The organism is Prosthecobacter sp., from assembly GCF_034366625.1.
In the GTDB taxonomy this organism is placed as follows: Bacteria; Verrucomicrobiota; Verrucomicrobiia; order Verrucomicrobiales; family Verrucomicrobiaceae; genus Prosthecobacter.
The window spans coordinates 1,114,819-1,138,866 of sequence record NZ_JAXMIH010000006.1; the positions used below are offsets into that span (position 1 = coordinate 1,114,819).

Genomic DNA, 24,048 nt, shown 5'->3' on the forward strand with positions numbered 1-24,048 from the left:
GAACGCGACAAGCGGATGAATCTTCAACGGATTGTCTTCCTTGACTGCTCCAAAACAGCGCACGAGCATCGTCATCAATGAAGATGACGCTCTGCATGGCCTTGATCGTCAACTCGGCGTTCTACCTGTTGCAGCATCTGTGCCGCATCTACTTCATTATGATGGAGCCAATGGTGGCCTATGCCTTTCCGCAAAACGGGCCTGACTGGTTCGTCCCTTACACCTTGGGCTTTGCGGGTGTGGCGGCCGGCCTTCTGCTCTGGACCGCATTCCTGCCCTCAGGTCGTTTTCCGTCTTCACGCATCGGACACATGATCATCACTGTCATGGCGGCCTTGAATCTCACTCTTGCCGTTGGAACCCACGGTGTCCTGGTGATGCTTTCCGAGCGCGATTTCGCAGAAACACCATTGAACAAAGCGCTTCGGGCCAAACATGCGCGGCATGTTGGTCCAAACAGCTACAGGAACCCGTGATTGTCCGAATCACTTCGCCTGAGACGGTAAGGCAAATGGTTTTGTCCTTCAGCTTCGACTTGTGCAACTCGACGACGAATGACGAGAGGATCAGTCAAACTTCATGCTCATCACCCATGCAGGGCCTTTGCCGCAGTCGTAGGTTTTGAGCGGGGTGAGAGCGCCGGTTTCGGCGTTGCGGCGGAAGACGATGAGCTTGTGCGAGCCTTCACCCGCGGACACGACGAATTGATCACCGGGCACGAGGCAGAAGGAGCGCGGCGTTTTTTCCGTCGGTGTCTGGCCGTGCGGTGTGAGCTCGCCGGTCTGCGCATTCACGGAAAAGACGGCGAGGCTGTCGTGACCGCGATTCGAGGCATAGACGAAGCGTCCGTCGGCGCTGATGTGGATGTCGGCGCAGGAGCCTTTCGTGCGCCAGTCCTCGGGCACGGTGGGGACGCTTTGGCGGGCTTTGAGCGTACCGTTGGCGGCATCGTAATCGCACAGCGTGACACTTTTGCCCTGCTCGTTGACGAAGTAGGCCCACTTGCCGTTCGGATGAAACTGCATGTGACGCGGCCCCTCGCCCTCGCCGCCGGGGAGATGCTGCGGCGTGTTGCGCGTGAGTGTTCCGGCCTGCGCATCGAAGCGGAGTTGCTCAACCTTGTTCAGCTCGCCCACATGTGGAACGAAGGCGAAACGGTTCGCCGGATCGACCTGGATGCAGTGCGCCTTTTTGCCCGTTTCGACCGTGACGACCGGCAATCCAGTCACACGACCATCCTTGATCGCCGACAATCCGACCATGCCCTCGCTGTAAGATGCGGCGAGCAGCCAGCGGCCCGTTTTATCGGCGAAAACGTAGGCAGCATTGAATCCAGCATCCGCGAAGGTCGGATTCGAGAGCGCCCCGGTTTTCGCATCGACATCAAGCGTGGCAAACTGCATCGCCGAGCGCACGGAGGCATACAGATGCCTGCGATCCGGGCTGATGGAGAGACTGCCCGGTGCTCCGGGAAGCGGCGCTTCGCCCTCTCGCGTCAATTCGCCCGACGTTTCATTCAGCGACCAGATAGCGATGCGTTTTTCGCCGCTTTCGGAGATATAGACAATGGTCGGCCCGGCAAGGACAGAGGTGGCAAGGCAGAGCAGCGTGAAGAGTACTTTCATGACGGGATGGCTGGGCGATGGTTTCGAGGTTGAAACGAAAGCCCCGAGCCATTGTGTCAAGGCAGGTGCGATACGTTGGTTTTATGGATTCGCCTCGATGCGTTTGGCTGCCGCTTTGGCCTTGCGCCTGGTCTCCGGACTCACTCGTTCATCAGGGTCTTGAGCCAGTTTTTCGAGAATGGTCGGCGGCGTATTCTTGTTGGTCGCCACGTTTCGACGGACATGCCATTCGTTGTCCGCCGAAAGGACTTCGAGTGTTTCGACGGGAGTGCCCAGGTTTCCGGCCACGCGTGCCCGGGTGTACTCATCTTTGCTCCCGGCCAGCTTTTGCAGCATCTCGGCGGGAGTGGCTGGATTGCCGGCGAGTCCGTATTGAATCAAAGTGTCTTGATGACCGGCGGATTGGCGGAGGATGGATGCAGGTGTTTTGGGATTGGCGAGGACATCGCCGAGCACATAGTTGTCCGGACTTTTTGAAAGCATGACCAGCACGCTCTCGGAGACGTTTTTGTGCATGGCCACGAGCCGCATGACGGCCAGTCCTTTGCCGTTGCCTGGCATCACGGGCCAGAGCGAGCCCATTTTGCGATGCAGGGCCGGATCGGGCATCTGCGCGACTCGTTCGAGCAGGGCGGTGGTGGCATTCGGATTCAACGCCAGAGAGCCGAGGGCGAAGCGGTTCTCTTTAAACAGGGAGGTTTCGAGAAACTGTTCGAGGCCCGGCGCGTCCATCGTCACGATCCGGTTCACGGTTTGGGTGAGAAGAACGCCACGCACCACCTCGGCGGCACCCCAGACCGGCAGGACGATCGCGACCAGCGCCCGCAGCTTCGCCCAGACCGAGAGGGCAGCGGATTTTCCCCGCACCCAAGCGAGCAGATCCGGCAGGCAGCAGCCAAAAATGAAGAACCCGAGCCCGTAGGGCAGGATGGCGAAGGGGATGAAGAGAATGCCAATGGCCGCTGTCGAGGACGTGGACCGGGAGATGGCGGCGAACATAACCACGGCCATGACCAGCATTCCTGCCGCGGCCCAGGCACAGCCAGTCTTAGGCCGGGATGATGAAGTTGGAGGCGCTGGAGGAGGGTTCATGACGGTGGTGGGTTGGAGACCGATGCAACCGTCCGCCTGGGCTCGGTTTCGGCTCAGCGGTTGATCATGGTTTGGTGAAAGGCGGAGGTGATGAGGTGGCTGCCACTTTCATGGTCTGAAAATGTCATTTCCCGAGGTCATTCGCGCGCACTGCCGCCAGTTTCGCGGCGACCTTCGTCTTCCATGCCTCCACGGTCGTGGCGTGCCCTGGCGATTGAGCGAGGTTGGTGAGCTGCTTTGGGTCGTTGTGCATGTCGAAGAGTTCCATGCCGCCTTTTGCATCTTCGCCGTATTGGATGAAGACCCAGCGGTCATCGCGGAGCATGAGACCTTTGCTGGTTCCCGCAACGCTGAAGATGGTGTCATGCACTTTGGTCTTCGGATCGTCAAGAATGGCGCTGATGTCGCGCCCTTGCAGGCGCGCGGGAACTTCGAGGCCGCAGAGCTTTGCGGTGGTGGGATAGAGATCGAGCAGCTCCACGAGCGAATCACTCACCGCCGCCTTTTTGCCCGGCACGCTGATGATGAGCGGCACGCGCGCGGATTCGTCGTGCAGGCTGACTTTGGCCCAGAAGTCGTGCTCGCCGAGGTGATAGCCGTGGTCGCTGGTGAAGATGACGATGGTATTGCCCGCCTGGCCGGATTTTTCGAGCGCATCGAGCACCTTGCCGACTTGCGCGTCCATGAAGCTCACGGCGGCATAGTAGCCGGCGACGGCCTTCTTTTGCCGCGTGACGTCCATCTGCATGTTCACGCTGGTCTTGTAGTTGATGCCGGGCTTCGGGATGTCGTCCCAATCACCGGGCACCTTCTCCGGCAGCGTCATCTGCTCCCACGGATACAGGTCGAAATACTTCTTCGGCGCGACAAAAGGCACATGTGGCCGCACGAAGCCGACGGCGAGGAAAAACGGCTCCTTCGAGTGCTTCGCGATGAGCTCGACGGCCTTCGCGGATGTTTTGCCATCGGAGTGCATGCTGTCATCGCCATCTGCGGCGATGATGACAAAGGTGTTGCCGCCCATGACGGGCTTTTTGCCATCTGGATTCTTTTCCAAAGTCTCGCCGATGCCTGGAGCCTGCCATTCTGGTCCCTGGCTGTTGAAGCGCTCGGTCCATGATGCCGGATCGTCCGCGCCGTCGCTGCCATCCTCAATGCCACCGGGCACGCCCATGTGGAAGATCTTGCTCACGCGGGCGGAGTAATAGCCTGCGTTCTTGAAATGCTGCGGCCACGTCGCGCGGTCACCAATCGCAGCACGCGGGCTGATGTAGCCCTGCACGCTCGTCGCATGAGGATAGTAGCCGGAGAGAAACGACGCCCGCGAAGGCCCGCAGTAGGTGCCCTGGCAATACGACCGCGTGAACCGCATCCCCCGCGCCGCAAGGCGGTCGATGTTCGGCGTCTGGCATACCTTGTTGCCGTAGCAGCCGAGCGCGGTGGACGTGAGGTCGTCGGAGATGATGAAGAGGATGTTCGGCTTTCCATCCTTCGCTAAAGCTTCGGAGGACGAGGCCGCCGATAATGACGAATGCGGAATGACAGCCGAGCAAAGCGAGACAGCCAGCATCGCGAAGCGCATGCTGCCCCGCAGGGGAGAGCGAAGCGAAGCAAATGACGAAAGTAAGATCAGCGCGAAGGATTTCATGGTTGTTTGATCGGTTCCTTTTCGAAATCGGTGGGGGAGACCCAGCCGGCGTTCATCTTCTCGCCGCGCATGAACTTCTCATAAAATCCTGCGCCGTTGGTGGCGGGGTATTCGTCGAATATCTTGCCGTTGCCGGCCATGCGCGGGTCGTTTTGTGATTTCAGTTCGGATTCCATGCGCTCGTGCAATTGCTTCACAATTTCGGTGTGAACGGACTCGCCCGCGAGATTCCGCGCACAACCGGCATCAACGGTGAGATCGTAGAATTCCTCGGCGGGACGCAGGCCGAAATTGAGCTGCCAGAACTTGTCGCCGCGGTCTTTGCGGCCCATTTCGAGAATGAGCGACTTCGTGGGGCCGCCGTCGGTGTCGAGGTAGCCGGTCTCGGGATTTCCGGCAGGCCAGCGTGTTGGCTCGTAGTTTTTCAAAAACAGATGGGTGTCGGTGACGATGCCGCGAATCGGATAGCCCCAGTCGTGCGGGCGGCCCACGTCGGTGCGTTCTTTGCCGATGAGCGTGTGATCGCGCTCGGCGATGACACGGCCGCTTTGGTCGCTTTCGATGATAGGGCGCCAGCTCTTGCCGGTGATCGCCATCATGCCGCTGTCTTTCTCGGCGATGCCTGCGTAGTCGAGGATGGTGGCGGCGATGTCGGTGAAGTTGACGAAGTCATCCACGATGCGACCGGCTTTTTTCATGCCGCCGGGGAAGCGGATGGCGAGCGGCACATGATTGCTGTCCTCGTAGGCGTAGCCTTTGCAGCGTGGGAAGGGCATGCCGTGGTCGGCGGTGACGATGATGAGCGTGTTGTCGAGCTGGCCGCGCTTTTCGAGCTCGGCGATCATGCGGGCGAGGTGATTGTCCGTGTGCTCGACCTCGAAGGCATAATCGAGCATGTCGTGGCGCACGATCTCGTCATCTGGCCAGTAGTCCGGCACCTTGGCGATTTCGGAGAGCTTTTTTCCGCCCTTCTTCACGCCGGATTTGAATTCGTAACCGCGATGCGGCTCGGTGCAGCCATACCAGAAGCACCACGGGCCATCCTTCGGCGCGGCGTCGAGGAAGCCGGTAAAATTGGCCGCGTAATCGTTGTTGCCCATGCCGGTGGCCGGTGGCTTGACCTTGTGCTGGTTGAAGGGCTTGCCGGTGATCTGTCGCGGCTTGCCGTTCGCGTCGTTGGCGATACCGGGGCCCCAGCCCTTGCCGGTGATGCCCATGTGCCAGCCTTTCTCGGTGAGCACCTCCGGCCAGCTCTTCAGCTTCGCAGGGAAGAAAGCCATGTGATTGCCCGCCTCCTCATTCTGCCACGCATGACGGCCCGTGAGCACAATGGCGCGCGAGGGCGCGCACTTCGCCACCGGCGTGTAGGCGCGGGTGAAAAGCACGCCTTCCTTCGCGATGCGGTCGAACGCTGGCGTCTTCACCCACGGCGTGCCGTAAGCGCCGGCATGCGCACCCCAGTCGTCGGCGATGGCGAAGAGAATGTTGGGACGCGGCTCCGCCGCGAATGACGAAACCAGAATGACGAATGACGAAAAGACGGCAGCGAGGTACTTCATGGGCTGGAATTAACGGCGGGTGAGTTTGAGATGCTTCAAGTCGATGCCGGGCAGAGAAAGCGTCTCCAGCGTGAGTTTCGCGGGGCCGGGTTTCAAGTTTAGGATTCCAAGTTTCAAGTGCGCCCACTCGCGGTTGCGGTAGCGGGATTTTCCGGGTTCGTCGCGGTGGGGAAGGGGAAGTTCTGGGGCTTCGGCAGCGGGGATCGGGGCTTCGAGGGTTTGCATGCCGAGGCTGAGACGGAGCATGGTTTTCGCGGTGGCTCCGTAGGCGAGTTCGACGTCGTATTCGCCAGCGGTGACGACGTCGATCTCGAAGCGCACCTTAGCTTTCGTGCCGGTCCAGCCGGTGAGCCAGTCGTTGGCGAAGCCTGGGCCGCTGGCGAATTGCAGCGGCGCGTCATAAAAAGCCTGCGGGGCGTGGAGTTCGACGGGATTGTGCTCCGCGTGGCCGACAGGAATGGCGAAACGCTTCAAGCCATCGCGGGAGATGTCGGCAAACCACGCGTCATACTTGGCGGCGAGTTCCTTGACGAGATCGGGGTGCTCTTTGGCGATGTCCTTCTCTTGGCCGGGATCGGTCTGCATGTCGTAGAGCTGCCAGGGCGTGGCGCTGGCGTCGTTCGCCTTCGCTTTGGAGCCACCGCCGGAGCCTTGGATCTCGCGCACGAGGCGGTGGCGCTGCGTGCGCACCGCGCCGGGGAACTTGTTTGTCTCGTTGATGGGATTGTGGGTGAAGAGCACGCGCTCGGGCCAGGTGGTGGCGTTTTCGTTCTCCAAAAGCGGGCGCAGACTCACGCCGTCGATTTTCGGGCCGCTCGGAGCTTTCACACCGCAGAGATCGAGCAGCGTGGGGAACAAGTCGATGTGCGAGGTGATGGGTTTCGCGACATGGGGTGTCCATTTCGCGGCAGGCCAGCGCATGAAAAGCGGAACGCGGGTGCCGCCTTCGTGCAGGCTCGTTTTGCCGCCACGCATGCCGGCGTTGTAGGTCTTCACACCGGCGGTGCCACCGTTGTCGGTGAGGAAGAGCACGATGGTGTTCTCGGTCAGCTTCAGCGTGTCGAGATGCGCGAGCAGGCGGCCCACGTTGTCGTCGATGTTTTCGCACATGCCGTAGAAGGCGGCGACGTTGTCCTCGAAGCCCTTGGCTTTGAATTTGTCGAAGTGCTTGTCAGGCACCTGATAGGGCGAGTGCGGCGCGTTGTAGGCCAGGTAGCAGAAGAACGGCTCCTTTTGCCTCGCGGTGATGAATTGCATCGCCTCGTCGGTCAGCATGTCGGTGATGTAGCCTTTCGTCGGCTCCGGCTGCGTGCCGCGCAGAAGTGTGGCGTCGAAGTAGTTGTTCCAGTGGCCGTTGTTGAAGCCGAAGACGTGCTCAAAGCCCTGTCCGCCCGGCGTGAAGGGAAACTGCTCGCCGTTGTGCCACTTGCCGATGCAGGCGGTGCGATAGCCGTTCGCTCCGAACGCCTCCGCCAGCGTGATTTCAGCGGGTTTCATCGCTTCTTTGTTATGCGTGACGCCATGCACGCCGGTGCGCAGCGGCCAGCGTCCGGTGAGCAGCGCCGCACGCGTCGGCGCGCAGAAGGAGTTCACATAAAAGCGCTCGAACTGGACACCGCTGCGGCCGAGCTGGTCGATGTGCGGTGTTTGCAGGTGCGGATTGCCGTGGATGGAGAAATCGCCGTAGCCCTGGTCATCGGTTATGATGAGCAGCACGTTCGGCTGCGCGGCGGATGACGATTGCAGGAGGATGAATGACGAAACCAGGAAGAAAAAGAACCGCATGGTTTCCGAACGACAGCCGGCAGATGCTTGTTGCCGCCGATTGCGAGGGACAGGCGCACTCAACCATCCAGATCCTGGAACGACTGGATGGTCCAGCCTCCGGGGCCAAGGACGAGGGTGTAGGAACGAACGGCTCCAGCATCCTTGGGGCCGACGACGACCGTGGCCTGACGGCCCGTGTTGGCTTTCTCGAGGCAGACCACGGTTTCGGGCTTGTTGTTGACGGTGACGCGGACCTCGATGCGTGTGGGTGTGTAGGTGGGCGATCCGACACGGATTTTGCCGCCGGTGAGACGATGTGCCTCGTCGAGGAAGTGAATGTAGGCGACTTCAACGGGCGGCGTGCCTTTGTCATCGAATGCACCAACGGGATCAGCGAGGATCGCAGGCTTGTCTGAAGCGGGAACGCTTGAAGGCGGTGTAGCAGCAGCTTCGGGAACAGGCGTTTTAAACTTCTCCCATAACATGGCACCGCCAATTCCGACGACCGCAGCGACGATGACGAAGACAACGAGCAGGATGACAGCGGAGGGGCTTTGTTTGGATGGGGCCGGAGCAACAGCGGAGACGGCGGGAGGTGGAGCCGACGGCTGCGTTGAGGGCGGTGTTGCAGTGCCAATGCGGTGGCCGCATTGATCACAGAAGGCATTGCCGGGCGTGAGCGCGGCACCGCATTGAGTGCAGAAGGCTGGTTTGGAGTCGGGCATGATCAGGATGCAGGTGCGCCGCAGTGGCCGCAGAATTTGGACGTGGCCTTGGCGAGCGGTTTGCCGCACTGTTTGCACAGCGGCGGTGTGGATGCGGGCGGTGCTTTCTGCTGTGGTGGCGGCGTGGCGGCAGGGTGTGGCTCAGGTGATGCGGTGGCATGTGGTGGTGCGGCCTCGGGATGGGAGGGTGTGCCACAGGTCGGACAAACGTCTGCTTCCATGGCGAAACGAGCACCGCAGACGGTGCAGGTGCGTTTGGCGGCTGGTGCAGGAGCAGATGCAGCAGCGACAGGCATCTCTGCGGTGGCGGGACCGATGCGCAGCAGTTCTTCCAGCAGTTTGCGGGCGTCGTCGAGCGTGAGGGATGCGAGCGCGCTTTCTTTGCCGCCCACGTCGAGCAGATGCAGGTCGTGTGGCGAGCGAACAAGCAGAACGGCTTCATGGGTCTCGATATCCGAGTCGTTTTGACCGGTGAAACGCAGGCCAATCTTCGTGAGATGATGCCTGAAGGCAGCGGCGAAGGCGAATCCGTTCGTGGTGAGCCGGTAATCATTGCCTTGCGGCGTGATGAGGTCATGCGCGACGAGATCGGCGAGCGCGGGCGCGAGTTCCTCGGCCCATGGCATGACTTCGACGGAGTGTGGGAGCCCTTTGTCGAAAAAGTAGAGCGGCCAGCGGAAGTCTTCGGTGCTGCCTTCATGCATCACGTCCGGCAGCACGGACGGGTCGAAGTGGATCGGCGATTCGAGATGGCCGAGGCAGGCGTGCAGATGCGCGGCCTGAAGCAGGTGCAGGATGCCGAGGAAGAGCAGGGAAGAGGCGGTGTTCAAACAGCAGCGGTAGGGCGTGCTGCGCAGCGGGATGTTTTCTTGAAGCACCTCCATGAGCACGTGGAGCAGTTCTTCTGATGTGAGCAGGCGCAAATGCCAGCGCGTGCCGGCGAAGAACATGAAAGTCCAGGCCGGACCAGTGGCGGGATGCCATGCGAGGATGACACGGCGTACTTCGAGATCGCCGAGCGTGTAGTGCAGCGTGCCAGCACGGCCTGGATTGGCCACGGCGGAGATCATGGCGTTGGTGATGTTTCGCCGATCAGAGGAGAGCTGTTCCAAAAACGCCTTCACTTCCGCCTCGACCTCGGGCGTGGGCAGGACGCGTGGAAGGCGCGAGAGACTGCCGTAGGCCTCGCCGATCAGCGATGAGGCCGCCACGAGTTCCGCGCCGGTGGCGACGAGATCTTTGCCTTCGTAGTTCATGAGCGTGGTAAGGATGGAGAGTTAGTTTTGATCGAGCGCGCCCTTGGTGAGCGTCTGTCCGAGGATGCGCCCGGTGTTGGGTGGCAGGACGAGTTTCGGTGGCTTTGGCAGGCCGCTGGGCTTGAATTTTTGCAGGCTCTCCAGCGTGCTGGACATCTGCTGGACAACTTTTTCGGGCGTGTAGCCGATCTGGGCGAGTTTTTGCTCCACCTGCGCCGGGGAGAAGCCGGGCTTGCCGCACTGCTCCATGATGCCGGCGGCCTCCGTGAGCTTCGGCGGCACATTGGCGACGGTTTTGCCCATGCTGGAGTTCAACGCGTCCACGCGGCCTTGAATCTGGTTTTTGAACTGCTTCGTCGTCTGGCGGAAGCCCTCCTCCATCTTGCCTTCGGCGGCGGAGGAGAGGTTGTTCGCGCGGTGCTGAAGTTCGGCAGCTTTTTCGAGGTTTCCGGCGGCAGCCTCCTTCTTGGCGAGTTCGCTGAGCTTCGTGGCGTCCTTCTGCATGTTCTGCGCCTCATTGCGCCATTCGTATTGCTTGTGCTCCATCGTTTTGCCCACGCCTTCGACATCGCTGAAATCGCGGCCCTTCACGTTGCTGTTGGTGGCGGTTTGCAGGTCTTTGTCACCGGTACCGTAAGCCTCCGCATCGAGACGGTCGGTGACGGACTGGTCCATCTTGTGGTTGTAGTCATTGATGGCTTTTGAATCGACGACGGGCTTGCCGTTGCCGTCGAGCTTCACACTGCCGTCCGGGTGCGTTTCATATGGCAGCTTGCCTTCATGGCGGGCTTTGTAGAACTCCTCGTTGTAGATGCGCTTCGCATCCGTCTTCGGCACATCGACATGGCCGCTGAACGGCTTCCCCGTGCGCGGGTCGATGCCGTCCTGCGGCACGCGGTAGGTCACGTCCTGGTCAAAGCTGGCCTTCTTCGGATTGACGTTGTCCGGCACCTTGCCGGGCGTCTGGACGAAATCGTCGCCATGCGTTTTCGGCGCGCCCTTGGGTTTCTTCGCGAAGCCGCTCGGATCAGGCGTCGGCACATCACCCGGTTTGTTGGTGGGTTGCACCACCTTCACTTTATCAGGGGGGACTCCATATTCCTTGGCGATGCGTTGCTTCGCGGCGTCGTGCGCCTGGTTGTACGATTTGCCGAGATCCTCGCTGAAACCTTTGCGCACATTGTCCGCCGCGTCGCCCGTGCGCCCATTGAGCGACTGCATCGCATGTTTGTCCTGCTGCACGGCATCCAGTGCCTTCCGGACATCGGCAGCGCTTTCGGGCGTGGGATTGCTGCGATGCTGGTTCATCGCCTCTTCGAGTTGATCGACTTTCTTGCCGCCCATCTCGCGGCCTTTCTCAAAGGCATCGGTGCGGTCCTTGACCGAGGCATCCGATGGGCCGGGCAGCTTGGTGCTGGGCAGATCGGGGTTCTTCGGCTTTGGCCCGCCCACGAAATCCTTCACGTCCTTTTGCAGGTATTTGCCCGCTTTCTCCAACTGATCCTTCGCGGCGCGATCAAAGTCGGTGCCCTTCAAGGTGGCGTCGTAGGCCGCGCCCGCAGTCTTGCCGGTCAATGCCAAGCCCTTCTCCATCACGCGGCCCACGCCTTCGTCAAAGATGACCTTGCCCGCGGCATTCGTGAAAGCCTCCATACCGCTCTTGCCCGCCATCACGTCGTCATGGACGCCATACATTTTCTCGGCGACCTCCATGCCATACTCCGACTGGCCGCCGGTGGCCGCGCCGAGCAGACCGCGCAGCGCCATCGCCTTGTAGGAGGTTTCGCCGTCGGAGTTCGTGCCGGTGAAGACCTCGCGTGCGGTGCTCTGCGCACCATCTTTGACCCAGTTCGCGTCGCGGGCCTCCTGGCGTGATTTTTCGGCATCCATCTCCTTGCCGACGAGACTGCGGATTTTCTTGATCTGATCCGAAGGCGGTGGTTTGCCCGCGAGCAGATCCTTCGACATCTGATTGAGCTTCTCCAGCATCTTTTCCGACTGGCCGTCGGTGTAGCTGAGATTGCCCTGCGCCTGGAGGTTGCGAATGCCCTCGGCGGTCTTGTGAATGTCCTGCAGCGTCTGCGCCTCCTGCTTGTGCTGCTGCACCATCTGCTCCAGCACCGGATCGGGCCGCCAGATGTCGCGCTCGCGGGCGGTGTAGGAGATGGTGGCTCCCTTTTCGGCGAGATCCTTGTTCAGCCGGTCACGTTCCCGTGTCAGGCGGTCGATTTCGCGGTCGTGCTCGCTGGTGTCGCGACCTGCGGCTTTCAAACCATCGCGGATTGATTGCACGAAGCCGATTTGCTCGACGGTGTTCTTGTAATCGTTCTGTGTCTGGCGGGTGTTTTCGGCGTTAACGATGCCCTGCCAGTATTTGTCGGCGTCCTCCTTGTTCGGAAAGAAGTGCTCCTTGCCGTCATCGTCCTTCACCATCCAGCCTTCGCCTGCCTTGCCCTCGCCGGGAGCGAGACCTGCGCCAACTGTCTCGCCAGCCGTCTGACCCAGGGCGTTGCCAACACCCGTGGCGGTGCCAACCACGGCGCTTTGACCGAGCAAATTCATGCCGCCTTCTGCTGCGAAGCGGGAGGGATCCGCACCCCATTCGGGAAGACCCGAGTCATCCGCCACAAGATCCTCGCAGACCAGGAAAGCCAGCACACCCGCTGCGACACCGGCACCCGGCAGCGGAGGCGGCGTTTTGCCTTTCCTGGGGTTCCCACCGCGCAGCACACCGATGATGAAACCGAACATCGAGGCCACCGTTCCCCACAAGGCTGTGGCGACGGGGAAAAAGAACGTCGAGGCCGGCGCGGTCTTTGTCAGTGTGGGCACCATCAGCATCGTGGGAAACTTTGCCACATCATGATAGCCGCCGCTGAGGCCCACGGTGGAGAAGTGGATGATCAAACCGAGCGCCGCGCCTTGCAGGAAGGCCTGCGTCTTGGATTTGATCATGCGCATCGGGTAGAGCAGCAGCCTTTTTAGCGAGAACTTCCCCTGCGCGTCAAAGATGCCGCTCGCGCTCTTCACGAACTGCAGCAGCAGACGCGGCGTTTTGAGAATGAGCTGCTTCACATGCAGCTCACCTGCCGTCCATGCGGGATGCGTCGCCACCGCGGCATCAAACCGCGCCACCGAGCAACCCGACAGCCGGTCGTGAAGACCGCGCATGCCCAGCAAAGAGAGCAGCACCGCCACCTGGATGCCCGCGCCTGCAAAAAAAACGAGGCGATTCAGCAGCCATGGTTCGCTGCGCATGGGCGACCCCATCTGAATCTGCCACAGCACCATGCAGAGAAACATCGCACCCGCGAAGACGCCGATCTTGATCATCCAGCGCTTCTTCAGCATCACGAAGCCCGGCTTGCCACCCTCGGCAGTCACGACGCGCACACCTGCGATGCGTTTGCCCGGCGAACGCCCGCCCGCAACCTCCGTGAACCAATACAGAGCGGCCACCAGCAGTGGCAGCCATGGAATGAGCGTCGCAGTCTGACCACCAAAGGGCAGCGGAAAGCGCCAGCTCGTCCACGCCGAGACCCAAATCATCTGTCCGATCAACCAGGCAACTCCGAAAATGATCGCCGCGTCGATCGCGCTGGCTTTCACACGGTCTGCCAGCGCCGCAGGGGGCAACGGCGGTGGTGGAGTGCCGCCGCTTATCATGACATGCACCGGCCCTTGGCGTTGCGAGGCCGGTTTGGCCTCATCCACCGCTTGAGGGAATGATTCCATCACCACCGGCTTGCCGCAGGCAGGACAAAACTTCGCCCCGGACGCGACAACGGAGGAGCAATGGTTGCATTTGAGCACGTCCGGTTCTTGTGCTGGCTTAGACATCGGAGGGAACCGTGTGGCCACTGCCTGTGGCTGACAATGTGAACCTCCGAGCCAGAATTGCGCACCTCTTCCTATGAACACCGCCCTCCGTCCTCTGCCCATTTCCGTGTGGATCGCCAGCTTTGGCTCCATCGCGCTGCTCATCGCCCACGTGGCAGGGATCAGCACCATGAACGCGCTGCTTCTGCCGCTGGCGCTGCCTTGCGTGTTATGGATTGCGGCTGTCTGGATCATCAGCGCGAAGCGTGGCGATACGTTTCTCTCCAGCCGGCTTCGTCTTGGCTTCGTGGGTGGTTTGTGGGGCACGGTGGGCTATGACGCCGTGCGCGTGCCATTGCACCTCATGGGTTTGAACCCCTTTCCGCCCATTCGCGCTTACGGCATGTGGGTCGCAGGCATGGACCACGCCACGCCGCTGACAGACCTCGTCGGTTTCACCTACCATATCTCGAACGGCATCACCTTTGGCTGGATCTATGCGCTGCTGATGACCGGCAGACATTGGGGCTGGGGCGTTCTGTTTGGCCTGGGGCTGGAGGTGATGGCTGTGGTCACGCCGTTTGGTGAGTTGTTTGGCCTGCGTGCGGTCTCGCAGACGGTGATCATCGCCTTCGTCGCGCATCTGTTTTACGGCTACCCGCTCGGACGTATCTGCCAGGATCGCCAGACACGCGGTCTTGGCATCTCATTGGGCTGGTCTGGCACGGCTATTGTCGCGCTGGCCGTGTGGTTCGTGCTCGCGTGGCAGCCAGTGGCTGGTTATCCCGAGCTTTCCGGCCGTGTGATCCGTTTCGGTCCCGCCGCGATCTATCCTGGCGTGCGTGACATCCATCTGCCTGCTGGTGCCGAGGTCACGCTGCGGAATGAAACCGAACGCGAGCTGAAGCTCCGCCTCCGCAGCACCAAGGACGGCCATCACAGCACCGGAGTCGAGATTGTGTTGCCACCGAAGGCTGAAAAAGTGCATGCCATGTCCGGCAGCGGCCTGTTTCAGTTTGCCGTGCCCGGCGAACCTTGGCGCAGCTCGTGGGTGTTCGTATGGGAGCGTTAAACTTGAATCGCAGGCGGCTTGTCGCGCTTCAGCTTCGTCAATTCAGCAACGGCGAGTTCCGCCTTCGGCATTTCAGCCGGCGGCACGGGGAGCAGCACCTGTTCCTCCTGAACACCGGTGCGCGTGATGAACGCATAACGCACGCGCAGCCAGTAACGGCCCTCCTCCGTCTCCAAATCCACGCCCTGGAGCCACGAGCCGACCATCGACCACGAATGCAGCTCGTCACCGAGCATCACGCATTTTTTGCCCACGCGAACGCGTGTTTCCGTCGTGCTGAGCCGGCGCAGCCGCGCCCCAGGTGTCAGCGTGGCCGCCAGGCCGGTGGCCACCATGACGAACAGCAGCATTGCCGCCACCCAGACGCCCGCCTCCGGGTCGTAGATGATGAAACCGCCGCCGATCGTGATGCAGAAGAACCACACGATGCGCAGCAGCATCTTTTTCGCGGACTTCTCCTCCTCATACTGACGTTGGAGGATCTCGCGCCACAGGTCCGCCGGAATGCTCCACTCCGTGATGAACTCGCCCGTGCCGCTCAGCAACGCCTCGGCCTGCTTGCCGCGGCTGCGGAACATCAGCGCCGTGATCACCGCTGTCATGCACACAAAGCCTGACAGCACGATCATGGCATAGCCGCCGTTCATCATGTCCCAGTCACCCAGCGAGGGGATGAAACAGGCGAGGAAGAAAACCAGCGCCACGATCCAGGCGCGGCGGGCGATTTTGAAGTCTCGGTTCATGGTTTTGTGGGAATCAGTTTCACGTCATCGAAGTACACCGGGCCCTCCATCCAGATGGCCTCCACGCTCACACTCACCACCTTCTTCGGCAGGTCGTAGAACGCGAACTCCAGCTCCCGCCATTGCCCGATGGGCCGCACCACGGCGTCGCGGATGATGGAATTGCCGAGGTCGTTGACCAGCCGCACGCGCAGGCGGATGCCCTCCGGCGTGCGGCCATCATCGAAACGAATCAGCTTTGAGCTCATCGGGTGCAGCATCCGCAGTGCGATGGTGGCCTCCTCAGTTCCGGCCGCGAGCTTCAGAGGAAGATCGAAACTCATCTCATCCGGTCCCGTGATGCAGGCCACATGATTTCCCTTCTGCGTCGGATCAGCCACGATGACGGCGTTGTCGCTGTTGGGACCACCTGGAGCCGCAGACTCGAAATCACCACCCATCACGCCGCTCGCGCTGCTTTTGGGAGTGGCGGGCACTTTCGCCGTGGAGCTGCTGCCCAGGCCGCGATCTTTGAGAAAAACCTCCAAAGCCACATAATCACCCGAAACCGGCTCCATCCACTCGATGCGCCGGTCTGAGCGGGAAATGCGAAACAGGCCGATCATCGGACTCACATTCGGATCGTAGCCCGAATCCGCCGAATGCGTCTCACGCAGCGACACATCCGACCAGCCCTCCGCGTCATACGGCTCCGCATGCATCGTCATGCCGACGCCGCGAGGCAGGGATTTTCTCAGTTCGATGAGCCACGGTTGTTTTTGAAACCATAGAGTCATCTCCGCCAGATCCTGTGCTGCGGCGACTGCCGGGTCCGCTGGCACGGATGGCTTGGTTGGAACTGCGGGCGCTGGGGTTGCAGATGATGGCGAAGCCGGCTTTGGGCCTGGCTTGAACCAGCCCATCAGCCGCTCGCGCTGGCTGTAACCTGCAAAACCCAGCGCTCCGGCCATGATGGCCGCGATGATCGGCAGCCACAGCATGCCTCCGCCCGCTTTCGCTGGAGGCACAGGCGTGCTCACTGCCGGTGGCAGTGGTGCTGTCACCGCGTTGCCGCATTGTTCGCAAAAACGCACGCCCTCGGCGAGCGTGGCACCGCATTTCGCGCAGCAGGTCTGGTTCGTCGGCGTGCTCATGGGGTGATGATCTCCACCTGCAATCCGTCGTTCGAGACCTGCACCTCCACGACCGGCGTGCCGTTGAGAATGGCCGCTTCCGCCTTCGCGCCGCCGATCACGCGCAGCGGCATCTGCGCCATGCCCTCACGGTTCTCCGCCGAGGGGAAAAACACATCCACATCGTCCTCGGTGTCGCGATGCGTGCCGCGATGCACGTTCGCCCGGTCCTGGCGCAGCACCTCCAGCACCTTCTTGAGCGGCGCTCCCGCCGAATTGACATGATCGCGCGCGCTCAGCCGAGCGCGGTAGGCATCCGGCCGCACGCCTGCTGATTCATCGCCACCGCCCAGCGCGGCTGGCGGTTCGATCCAGCGCACGAGATCATAGCCGTCGCCCTTCGCGGAGAGAACGCCAATCGCAGTCATCATATCGCCGCTTTCCGGCAGCGTTACCAGTTTCACCACCCAGCCACCTTCCGCGCTCGCGCCGATCCATTTCTCCACCCAATACGCCGAGGTGGATGGCGACTCCGACCAGCGAAACACCGCGCCCTGCTGTCCTTTGCCCACCAAGGCCTTTGATTGTCGCGGCTCAAAGGCTGCGCCAGTCCACTTCAACATGCGGAAGAACGTGGGAGACACATCACTCTGCGGCGCAGGCACCAGCAGCTCGATCTTCCCATCGCGATCCACATCGCCTGCGAGTTGCGGCAGACTGATGCCGAAGTCCCACTCGCCAAACGCCAGCGGATGATCGACATCGAGAACCTCCGGACTCTTCCACAGGATGGCTCCCTGCGCGTCCTTCACGAGAAGCTGGTAAAAAGTGCCGAGTTGGTCATCCGTCCCCAGCTTGCGCCGTGAGATCTGCTCCGCCACGCCGTCGCCATTCAAATCCGCCGCCAGCACCGTCGGCTCCGAGGGGATTTCCTCGCCACGGCAAAGGCAGGCAGCCACCAATGCCAGAACCATCCGCCGCAAAGTCAGTGTCTTCATGATGCTCATGATAAGACTCAAGAGCCGCGAACTCCACACGGCTCTTGGGCACTCTGAGCCGTTTCTTGCGCCCGCCATTGGGTCAATCGTACATGACCGTCCGTTTTGATTTCAGCGAGTCTTTGCCGCACTTCGGGCAGTGTTTCAGATCCTCAATTTGCTCCATGTTCACGAAAGGCGTCTTGCAGGCAGGGCAGTTGAAGATCTCCCTCATTCGTCCCGTGAGCGCATCCCAGAATCTCAAGGGCAGCGGACGTGGTTTGCCCTCGCGCTTCCATGTCACGGACACGGACTTGGCACATTTTTGGCAGTAACCCGAAGCCTCCTCAAACATTCGCCCGCCACCGATGCCGATGGTGGTCGTGAAACCACATTTTGCGTCCGTACAACGCACGTCATATTGCGTTCCCGCCAAGGCGGACCCCGTCATCAAAAGCACCAGCATCCAGAAGTGAGGCATTTTCATGCTGGCAGCCTATGGCCCGTTTGCCCTCCGGCATTTTCAATCACTGCGCATTCCTTGCGGCTTATTCAGCAAACACTTTTGCCAAATCCACCCTGTCCCCCATCTCGGCAGAGAGCTTCACGAGGCGCTCGAAGAGGCTTTTCTTCATCGCGGCATGTTCGGGGTTCGCAGCGAGGTCGTTCATCTCCTGCGGGTTTTGGGCGAGGTGGTAGAGGCGGAGGACTTTGGCCTTTGGATAGGCGATCAATTTCCAACCGTCGTGCGTGATGGCGCGTTGGAGTTCCAGATAAGCACCATAGACGGATTCGTAGTTCGATTGCTTCTGCCCGCCATTCAGCAGCGGGCGGAGGCTGTTGTAGAAGACGTGCTTCGGCTTCTCGGCTCCGGCGAGATCGAGCGCAGTGGCCATCACGTCTTGCAGGTAGATCGCGGCATCGTTCTTCGCGCCTTTCGCCACGCCGGGACCGGCGACGAGGAAGGGCACGCGCACGCTGTGGTCATACATGTTCTGTTTGCCGAACAAACCGTGATGCCCGACGGCGAGACCATGGTCGGCGGTGAAGAAGATCCAGGTGTTGTCGGCCTGACCGTTCGCATCCACCGCGTCGAGGATCTTGCCGATCTGAACGTCGAGGTGCGTGATGAGCGCGTAGTATTCCTGGCGGTGCGTCTTCACGGAAAGCTCCGTGCGCGGCATGGGCGCGAGGTTTTCATCACGCAGTTTGTGCGAGCAACCGATGTCGTCCTTGTGCGGGTATTCGGGCAGGAAATTTTGCGGCATCTGCATGCGGCTGAGCGGATACATGTCGATGAACTCCTTCGGAGCCTGACGCGGATCATGCGGCGCATTGAACGCGGCGTAGATGAAGAAGGGCTTCTCCTGCTGCTTCGCATCGGCGAGGAAACCGAGCGTGTTGTCGCGCACGACCTCGCTCCAATGCGTGCCGCCTTCCCAGAAGCCGCCGATTGTCTCGTCGAACGGGCTCCAGGCATCGGTTTGATCGGCGATGGGCCTGTTGTAGGCGGTGGGAACCGTCTTCGGCATGCCAGCGCGCACATCCTTCACCACATCGAAGCACTTCGCGGCATCGGTCTGGATGTGCCACTTGCCCGTCATGTAGGTCTTGTAACCGGCCTTTTGCATGAGCTACGGCCAGAGCACGCCGGACTGGCGTTCCTTGTCGGTCGTCTTGTAAACCGAGTCCGCGTCCCACACGCTGCGCCCGGTGTTCAGCATCGTGCGGCTGGCCACGCACACCGCGCCGCTCCAAGAGCCCATGTTGTAAGCGCGCGTGAACGTCGTGCCCCGCGCGGCGAGGCGGTCGAGGTTTGGCGTGTCGATGTCCGTGTGGCCGAAGGCGCGCACAGCCTCGTAGGTGTAGTCGTCGGCAAAGAGGAAGAGCACGTTGGGCTTCGCGGCGAAGAGCGAAGGGCAGAGGGCGAAGAGACAGGCAAGGACAAGCTTCATGGAGCGTGTGGAAACGCATCGTGGCTGCGCAGCTTGCGGCGAAGATCGGCGGAATGCCTCAAGGTTGTTGGGCGGATGTGTTTGGCGCGAGAAGCTGGCACCACGGTATGACGCATGATCGCCAAACTATCCGGCTGCGGGGCGTTGGCGAATGCTCTACGAGGCTCGCATGCCTCCCAAGCTGGCCGGATAGTTCGGCGGAGGATGCTTTGGGCGCTGCGAAGCTCAATCCGCCGAACACATCCTGCCTACGACAGACTTCACTTCTGGTAGTCCGCGCCGGTGAGGCTTTTCAGCACGCTGTCCTGCCATTGACGGAGCTTGGACTGGAGTTCCTTGGCGAGTTCGGGCTTTTGTTCGAGAAGGTTTGTTTTCTCGGCGGGATCAGCTTTCAAATCGAAGAGCTCGATCTTTGGTGCGCCGTTTTTCTGCTCATGGATGACGAGCTTGTGGTCGCCCTCAATGATGGAGCGTGCGCCGAGATGATCGTCCTCGGTGATGACGGGATGGTGGAAGTTGGTGAAGTCCCGCGTGGCCTTGCCACCCATCTTTTTCACGAGCGGCGTCGTGCCCTGCTGAAGCTCGGGCGCGATGTAGGGCTTCGCGCCGGCCACTTTGGTGCCTGCGGCTTGATACTCCCAAAAATGCAGTGCCGTGGGCCGCGCTGTCATGGTGCCATTGAGAACCGGCGCGAGGTCGATGCCGTCTATCGGGCGATCAGGCAGTGATTGTCCTGCAATGGCGGCCACGGTGGGCAGCAGATCACTGGTGCTGGCGCGGACGCTGGTGCTGCGCGGCTTTGGAATGCGCGCGGGCCACTCGATGAGGCCGGGCACGAGTGTGCCGCCTTCATACACCTCTGCCTTGGCTCCGCGATGCGGAAAACCCAGCGCGGCATCAGGCGAGGTGCCGTTGTCGCCGCAGTAGAAGAGCAGGGTGTTTTCGCGCAGGCCGTTTTGGGCGAGATGTTTTCTCAAGGTACCGATGGCGCGGTCCATGGCGGTGATTTCGGCGTAGCGCTCGCGCAGAACTTCGCCTTGTGGACGCTTGGTGGCAGCACCGGTTTCGTTCGAGGTGAGTTTGACCAGCTTCGTGTATTTCGCGGGCAGGTCGTCGTAAAGCGCGAGGTCTTCGGGCAAACCGCTGTAAGGCTCATGCGGCGAGCCGAACCAGATGACCTGGAAGAATGGCTTCCCGGCTTTCTGGGCGCGTTCGATGACTTGAATGGCCTCGCGGATGAGGATCTCGGAGCTTTCGCCTTTGAAAAGCTCCGGCGGCCCGCCATTGCGCGAGAGCGAGGGGTTCATCTCGAAGAAGTTGTCATGCGAGAGGCACTCATGAAATCCCATCGACAGCGGACTCACAGGCGACTCCTTCTTCACCGCGCCGACATGCCATTTGCCGAGATGGGCGCAGTGATAGCCTGCTTGGCTCAAAAGATGCGCGCTGGTGATCTCCTCCGGCCGGAAGGACCAGCCCGGCGTGAAGGTGCCCATGCGGTTCGGATGCCGTCCGGTGAGGAAACTCGCCCGCGTGGGCGAGCAGCTCGGATGTGCGGCGTAGAAGCGCTCGAATTTCAAGGCTGTGGCCGCCATCTCGTCCAGCACGGGCGTTTTGACATGCGGATGACCGTTGTAACCGGTTTCCTCCCAGCCGTGGTCATCGCCCATCATGAGGATGATGTTTGGCGTGGCGGCCTGGAGTGATGCGCACCAAGCAGTGAGGCAGAGGGATAGAAGCAGTGATGTTTTCATGAGATGGGATGTGTGCGGGACTTCAACGAACCTTCCAGATCTTCACATCGTCGATCCAGACGGTGTTGTTCACGAGAAAACTGAACCAACGTTTCATCGGATGTGCGAAACCTTCCGAGCGATGCTTCGCGAGCAGCTTGCCGTCGATGCTCAGGCGCATTTCATCGCCTTCGGTGACGAGGACGAGCTCATGCCATTCGGTGTCGGCTTTGTAGGGAACGTTGATGCTTTTGGTCTTCAGCAGCGCTTCGAGATCAGCGGGGACTTTCTCCTTCTTCGCCACCGCTTCGTCGCGGCGTTTGCGATTCTCCAGGTTCATGATGCCGGTTTTGTGATCGGTCAGTGTGATGCTGGCTTGCGAAAGGATGCCGTAGCAGAGGTGTCCGGCCCAGATGCCCTTTGTCTCACGGTCCACGAACCCAAGTTGAAGCGTCTCCGCCTTGTTGAGGCCTGGAAAACGGAATCGAATCACCGCGCCACCATCGGCAAAACCCGCCTCATGATGAATGTGCGCCGCGTGTTTGGCCTCGACGGAGGCGCTGGCGATCTTGAGGATGCCTTCATCCAGGTCTGCCATCTTGATGTGCGGCACGCGATCCGCCGTGGCGCTGTTCCAGCCGTTGCCGATGGCCTTGGCGAGGTTGCCGTCTTCTTCACGCTCGAAGGCATCGTGGAAGATGAGCGTGCCTTTTTCGCGGAGCCAGGTGGCGTCATCTTGCGCGGAGGCGACAAGGCTGATGGCGAGAAAGTGAGGGATGAGGAGAGAAAGAGTCATGATGGCCTACGGAATACGCGGAAGACACGGAAATCCAAGCCTCCCAGTGATCAGATGTTCCTTTCCGGGTGTTCTGTGTGTTCCGTAGGCACTCACTTTTGGGAAAGGAGTTCGAGGAGCTTCGCGGCAAAACGCTTCCCGATCTCGTTCTGCGCGGCGGTGTCGAAATGAACGGCATCGCCGATGTGCGTCTTCAAATCGCGGGCATCGACGCAGGCCGTGTGTGGCACTGACTTCGGCAGGGCGAGCTGGATCTCATTCATCGCCTTGAGATTCGTGAGCAGCGGCTCCGGCTTCATCTCGCCGATGGTGCAGGCGATGAAGGGCAGCTCCGGCAGCGCGAGATCGGCGCGGAGGGCTTCGATCATCGCACGCAGACGCTCCGTATGTTGAGGCAGCTCCTGCGGATTCGCGTTCGCCTCGCCTTGCAGCCAGATGACGCCGCGAATGCGGGCTTTCACCGGCACGGTGGTTTGCATGGCGAGTTTCGCCCGGCGCAGTCCCTCTTCGTAGAGCTTCGCGTCCTTCTGCCAGAGCTTGATTGACGATCCACCGACCGCGCAGGGAACGAGGCCGATGGCGAGCTTCGGGTTCGCCGCGGCAATCGCCTCCGCAAAGGCCAGTCCGGGGCCGACACCGGCGTTGTCGTGTCCTTGGAAGGTCTTCGCATCGCCCGTGAGATGCAGCGGATGCCGCGCGAGATACCACTGGTCGTCTTTGAGATGCATCATGACGATGCGCGGATCACGCTTCGGTTCCTCCGGCATCACGCCGCGCCCTTTCATGTTCGACTGGCCCATGAGCAGGAACAGATCGAGTTGCGTCGCACCCTCCGGCAGCTTCGTGATATCCACCGCCTCCAACGGTGGCTTCGTCGGCGGTGGTGTGGCGGCTTTCTTGGCCTTCTGCGCAAAGAGCGAAGGGCAGAGGGCGAGGAGGAGAATGGCGATGGTGCGGTGCATGATGCGTGAACGATGGCCGCACGTTGATTTTACACCGCAGAGATCGAGAGGACGCAGAGAAAGGCAGATGACTCAACCTCACGGCAGTTGGACCTTCAGTCATCATCCAGCGTGCATTCCTCGGACAGTTCTTCGAGGAACTCAGGCTTCATGAAGCGAAGATAAGCGCCAACCTCCTTGATCTTCTGTTTGAGTTCGGAGAAGGCGATGAATCGGCAGGAATCTGACAGCGGCGGGTTCAAGTGGCTGAAAGTGGGCCTGTTGATCTCACTGAAGACTTTGTCCCTGCGGTCATCTGGTGCGACGAGATAAAGAGGAATATTCAAGTTGGGCTGCATCGCAGTTAGGTCGGACATCCGTAGCAAGCCGGAATAGATCGAAGTCGTGCTCTCTACTTCAAAAGCAGCTACGATGGAGTTGCCTTTGAGCCAGAGAACATCAATCAACTCGATGGTGCGGTTCGTGGCATCGTCGAATTGGAGTGGAAGCGATTCCTTCATCTTCGGCATCTCGCCCAATGTCGCGCCGTTGCATGTTCTCCCGCGATCATTGCGGGCCACCCAAACATCGAAACCCATGTCCGCTCCAAGCCTGAGCAGGAGTGCCTGTATCTCGGTGTGTTCCGTCGGCGACTGCGCGCTTGCCGACTTTTGATGTAACGTAAGTTCATCATCATCTGGAATGGTCACTGCTTTCTTATCTTTGCCGAAGAAGGCCCTGGGCTTTCGAGCCAGCTTGCGGGGATCGGTCGGAAGTTTTCGGGGATTCTGCTGTGCGTGACGAAGAGCATCTGCCACCGCCTTGCCGTCACTGCTAGACCACTTCGCCGGAGAGCCACGAAACGCTCCCGTCCATGCGTGCTGAGAACTTGCGTTGATAAAGCAGGAGAGACGATCCCGAAAGTCGTGGACTGATATGCCAAACTCAGGATCGAGCACGAGCAAAGGCTTCACTGGCAATCGGCACGGGAAAACTTGATCCTTCCAGATGGGCGTGTTGTCTTTGAACGGCTTGCCCGTGACCTGAAGGAGACCCACGAACCGCGATACACCTGTCAGGTAGCAAAGGAAAATGTCGCCGTTCTTGATCTTTTGGAGAGTGTTCCATCGAGATTCCCTAAAGCCTGTGACATTGCTGCCTGCCTTCCGAAATTCGTCCCAGCTCACGCCTGTAAATAGATCGAGCCAGTAGTTCATGGGTTAGTTGA

Annotated in this window: 18 protein-coding genes and 1 pseudogene; 2 read left to right on the forward strand and 17 right to left on the reverse strand. The window is 60.7% G+C overall.

Going from position 1 to position 24,048, the window contains the following annotated elements; all coding sequences use genetic code 11:
* Positions 1–77 precede the first annotated feature (77 nt).
* Entirely contained in the window at positions 78–476 is a 399-nt protein-coding gene (locus tag U1A53_RS07345; protein WP_322279963.1) for a hypothetical protein, read from the forward strand.
* Positions 477–566: 90 nt separating this feature from the next.
* Here U1A53_RS07345 and U1A53_RS07350 read toward each other — a convergent pair whose 3' ends face one another.
* The 8 genes from U1A53_RS07350 to U1A53_RS07385 form a co-directional block, all read right to left on the reverse strand.
* A complete protein-coding gene (locus tag U1A53_RS07350; RefSeq protein WP_322279965.1) occupies positions 567–1,625 on the reverse strand; it encodes a lactonase family protein in 1,059 nt (352 codons plus the stop codon).
* An 81-nt stretch (positions 1,626–1,706) separates the two neighbouring features.
* The gene (locus U1A53_RS07355) at positions 1,707–2,717 is read right to left on the reverse strand and encodes a hypothetical protein (RefSeq protein ID WP_322279966.1); all 1,011 of its coding nucleotides are present in this window, start codon (positions 2,715–2,717) and stop codon (positions 1,707–1,709) included.
* A 124-nt stretch (positions 2,718–2,841) separates the two neighbouring features.
* A complete protein-coding gene (locus tag U1A53_RS07360) occupies positions 2,842–4,299 on the reverse strand; it encodes a sulfatase (protein ID WP_345786481.1) in 1,458 nt (485 codons plus the stop codon).
* 62 nt (positions 4,300–4,361) lie between these two features.
* A complete protein-coding gene (locus tag U1A53_RS07365; protein ID WP_322279970.1) occupies positions 4,362–5,924 on the reverse strand; it encodes a sulfatase in 1,563 nt (520 codons plus the stop codon).
* A 9-nt stretch (positions 5,925–5,933) separates the two neighbouring features.
* Positions 5,934–7,709 (reverse strand): arylsulfatase, encoded by a 1,776-nt coding sequence (locus tag U1A53_RS07370; RefSeq protein WP_322279971.1) that lies wholly within the window; start codon positions 7,707–7,709, stop codon positions 5,934–5,936.
* Between the two features lie 59 nt (positions 7,710–7,768).
* Entirely contained in the window at positions 7,769–8,416 is a 648-nt protein-coding gene (locus U1A53_RS07375) for a zinc ribbon domain-containing protein (protein WP_322279973.1), read from the reverse strand.
* 2 nt (positions 8,417–8,418) lie between these two features.
* Complete coding sequence (locus U1A53_RS07380) at positions 8,419–9,672, reverse strand: hypothetical protein (protein WP_322279975.1); 1,254 nt, start codon at positions 9,670–9,672, stop codon at positions 8,419–8,421.
* Between the two features lie 21 nt (positions 9,673–9,693).
* Complete coding sequence (locus tag U1A53_RS07385) at positions 9,694–13,407, reverse strand: RDD family protein (protein WP_322279976.1); 3,714 nt, start codon at positions 13,405–13,407, stop codon at positions 9,694–9,696.
* 178 nt (positions 13,408–13,585) lie between these two features.
* On the opposite strand from U1A53_RS07385, the gene U1A53_RS07390 reads away from it, so the two are divergent.
* Positions 13,586–14,563 (forward strand): hypothetical protein, encoded by a 978-nt coding sequence (locus U1A53_RS07390; RefSeq protein WP_322279977.1) that lies wholly within the window; start codon positions 13,586–13,588, stop codon positions 14,561–14,563.
* On the opposite strand, the gene U1A53_RS07395 is transcribed toward U1A53_RS07390, so the two are convergent.
* The 9 genes and pseudogenes from U1A53_RS07395 to U1A53_RS07440 all read right to left on the reverse strand — a co-directional run bounded on the left by U1A53_RS07395 (position 14,560) and on the right by U1A53_RS07440 (position 24,037).
* Positions 14,560–15,306, reverse strand: a complete 747-nt coding sequence (locus tag U1A53_RS07395) for a hypothetical protein (protein ID WP_322279978.1) — start codon at positions 15,304–15,306, stop codon at positions 14,560–14,562. The two genes, U1A53_RS07390 and U1A53_RS07395, sit on opposite strands and share 4 nt — an antisense overlap.
* The gene (locus tag U1A53_RS07400) at positions 15,303–16,439 is read right to left on the reverse strand and encodes a hypothetical protein (protein WP_322279980.1); all 1,137 of its coding nucleotides are present in this window, start codon (positions 16,437–16,439) and stop codon (positions 15,303–15,305) included. The genes U1A53_RS07395 and U1A53_RS07400 overlap by 4 nt, the downstream gene beginning before the upstream one ends.
* Positions 16,436–17,416, reverse strand: a complete 981-nt coding sequence (locus tag U1A53_RS07405; RefSeq protein ID WP_322279981.1) for a hypothetical protein — start codon at positions 17,414–17,416, stop codon at positions 16,436–16,438. Before U1A53_RS07405 ends, U1A53_RS07400 begins: the two co-directional genes overlap by 4 nt.
* Before the next feature lie 82 nt (positions 17,417–17,498).
* The gene (locus U1A53_RS07410) at positions 17,499–17,861 is read right to left on the reverse strand and encodes a hypothetical protein (RefSeq protein WP_322279982.1); all 363 of its coding nucleotides are present in this window, start codon (positions 17,859–17,861) and stop codon (positions 17,499–17,501) included.
* Between the two features lie 82 nt (positions 17,862–17,943).
* Positions 17,944–19,350: pseudogene (locus tag U1A53_RS07420) on the reverse strand (sulfatase-like hydrolase/transferase).
* Between the two features lie 260 nt (positions 19,351–19,610).
* A complete protein-coding gene (locus U1A53_RS07425) occupies positions 19,611–21,104 on the reverse strand; it encodes a sulfatase-like hydrolase/transferase (RefSeq protein WP_322279983.1) in 1,494 nt (497 codons plus the stop codon).
* A 22-nt stretch (positions 21,105–21,126) separates the two neighbouring features.
* Positions 21,127–21,879 (reverse strand): hypothetical protein, encoded by a 753-nt coding sequence (locus tag U1A53_RS07430; protein ID WP_322279985.1) that lies wholly within the window; start codon positions 21,877–21,879, stop codon positions 21,127–21,129.
* A gap of 92 nt (positions 21,880–21,971) precedes the next feature.
* Positions 21,972–22,841, reverse strand: coding sequence for a sialate O-acetylesterase (locus U1A53_RS07435; RefSeq protein ID WP_322279987.1), 870 nt, complete (start codon positions 22,839–22,841; stop codon positions 21,972–21,974).
* 95 nt (positions 22,842–22,936) lie between these two features.
* On the reverse strand, positions 22,937–24,037 hold the full coding sequence (locus tag U1A53_RS07440) for an EVE domain-containing protein (protein ID WP_322279988.1): 1,101 nt from the start codon (positions 24,035–24,037) through the stop codon (positions 22,937–22,939).
* Positions 24,038–24,048: the final 11 nt, after the last annotated feature.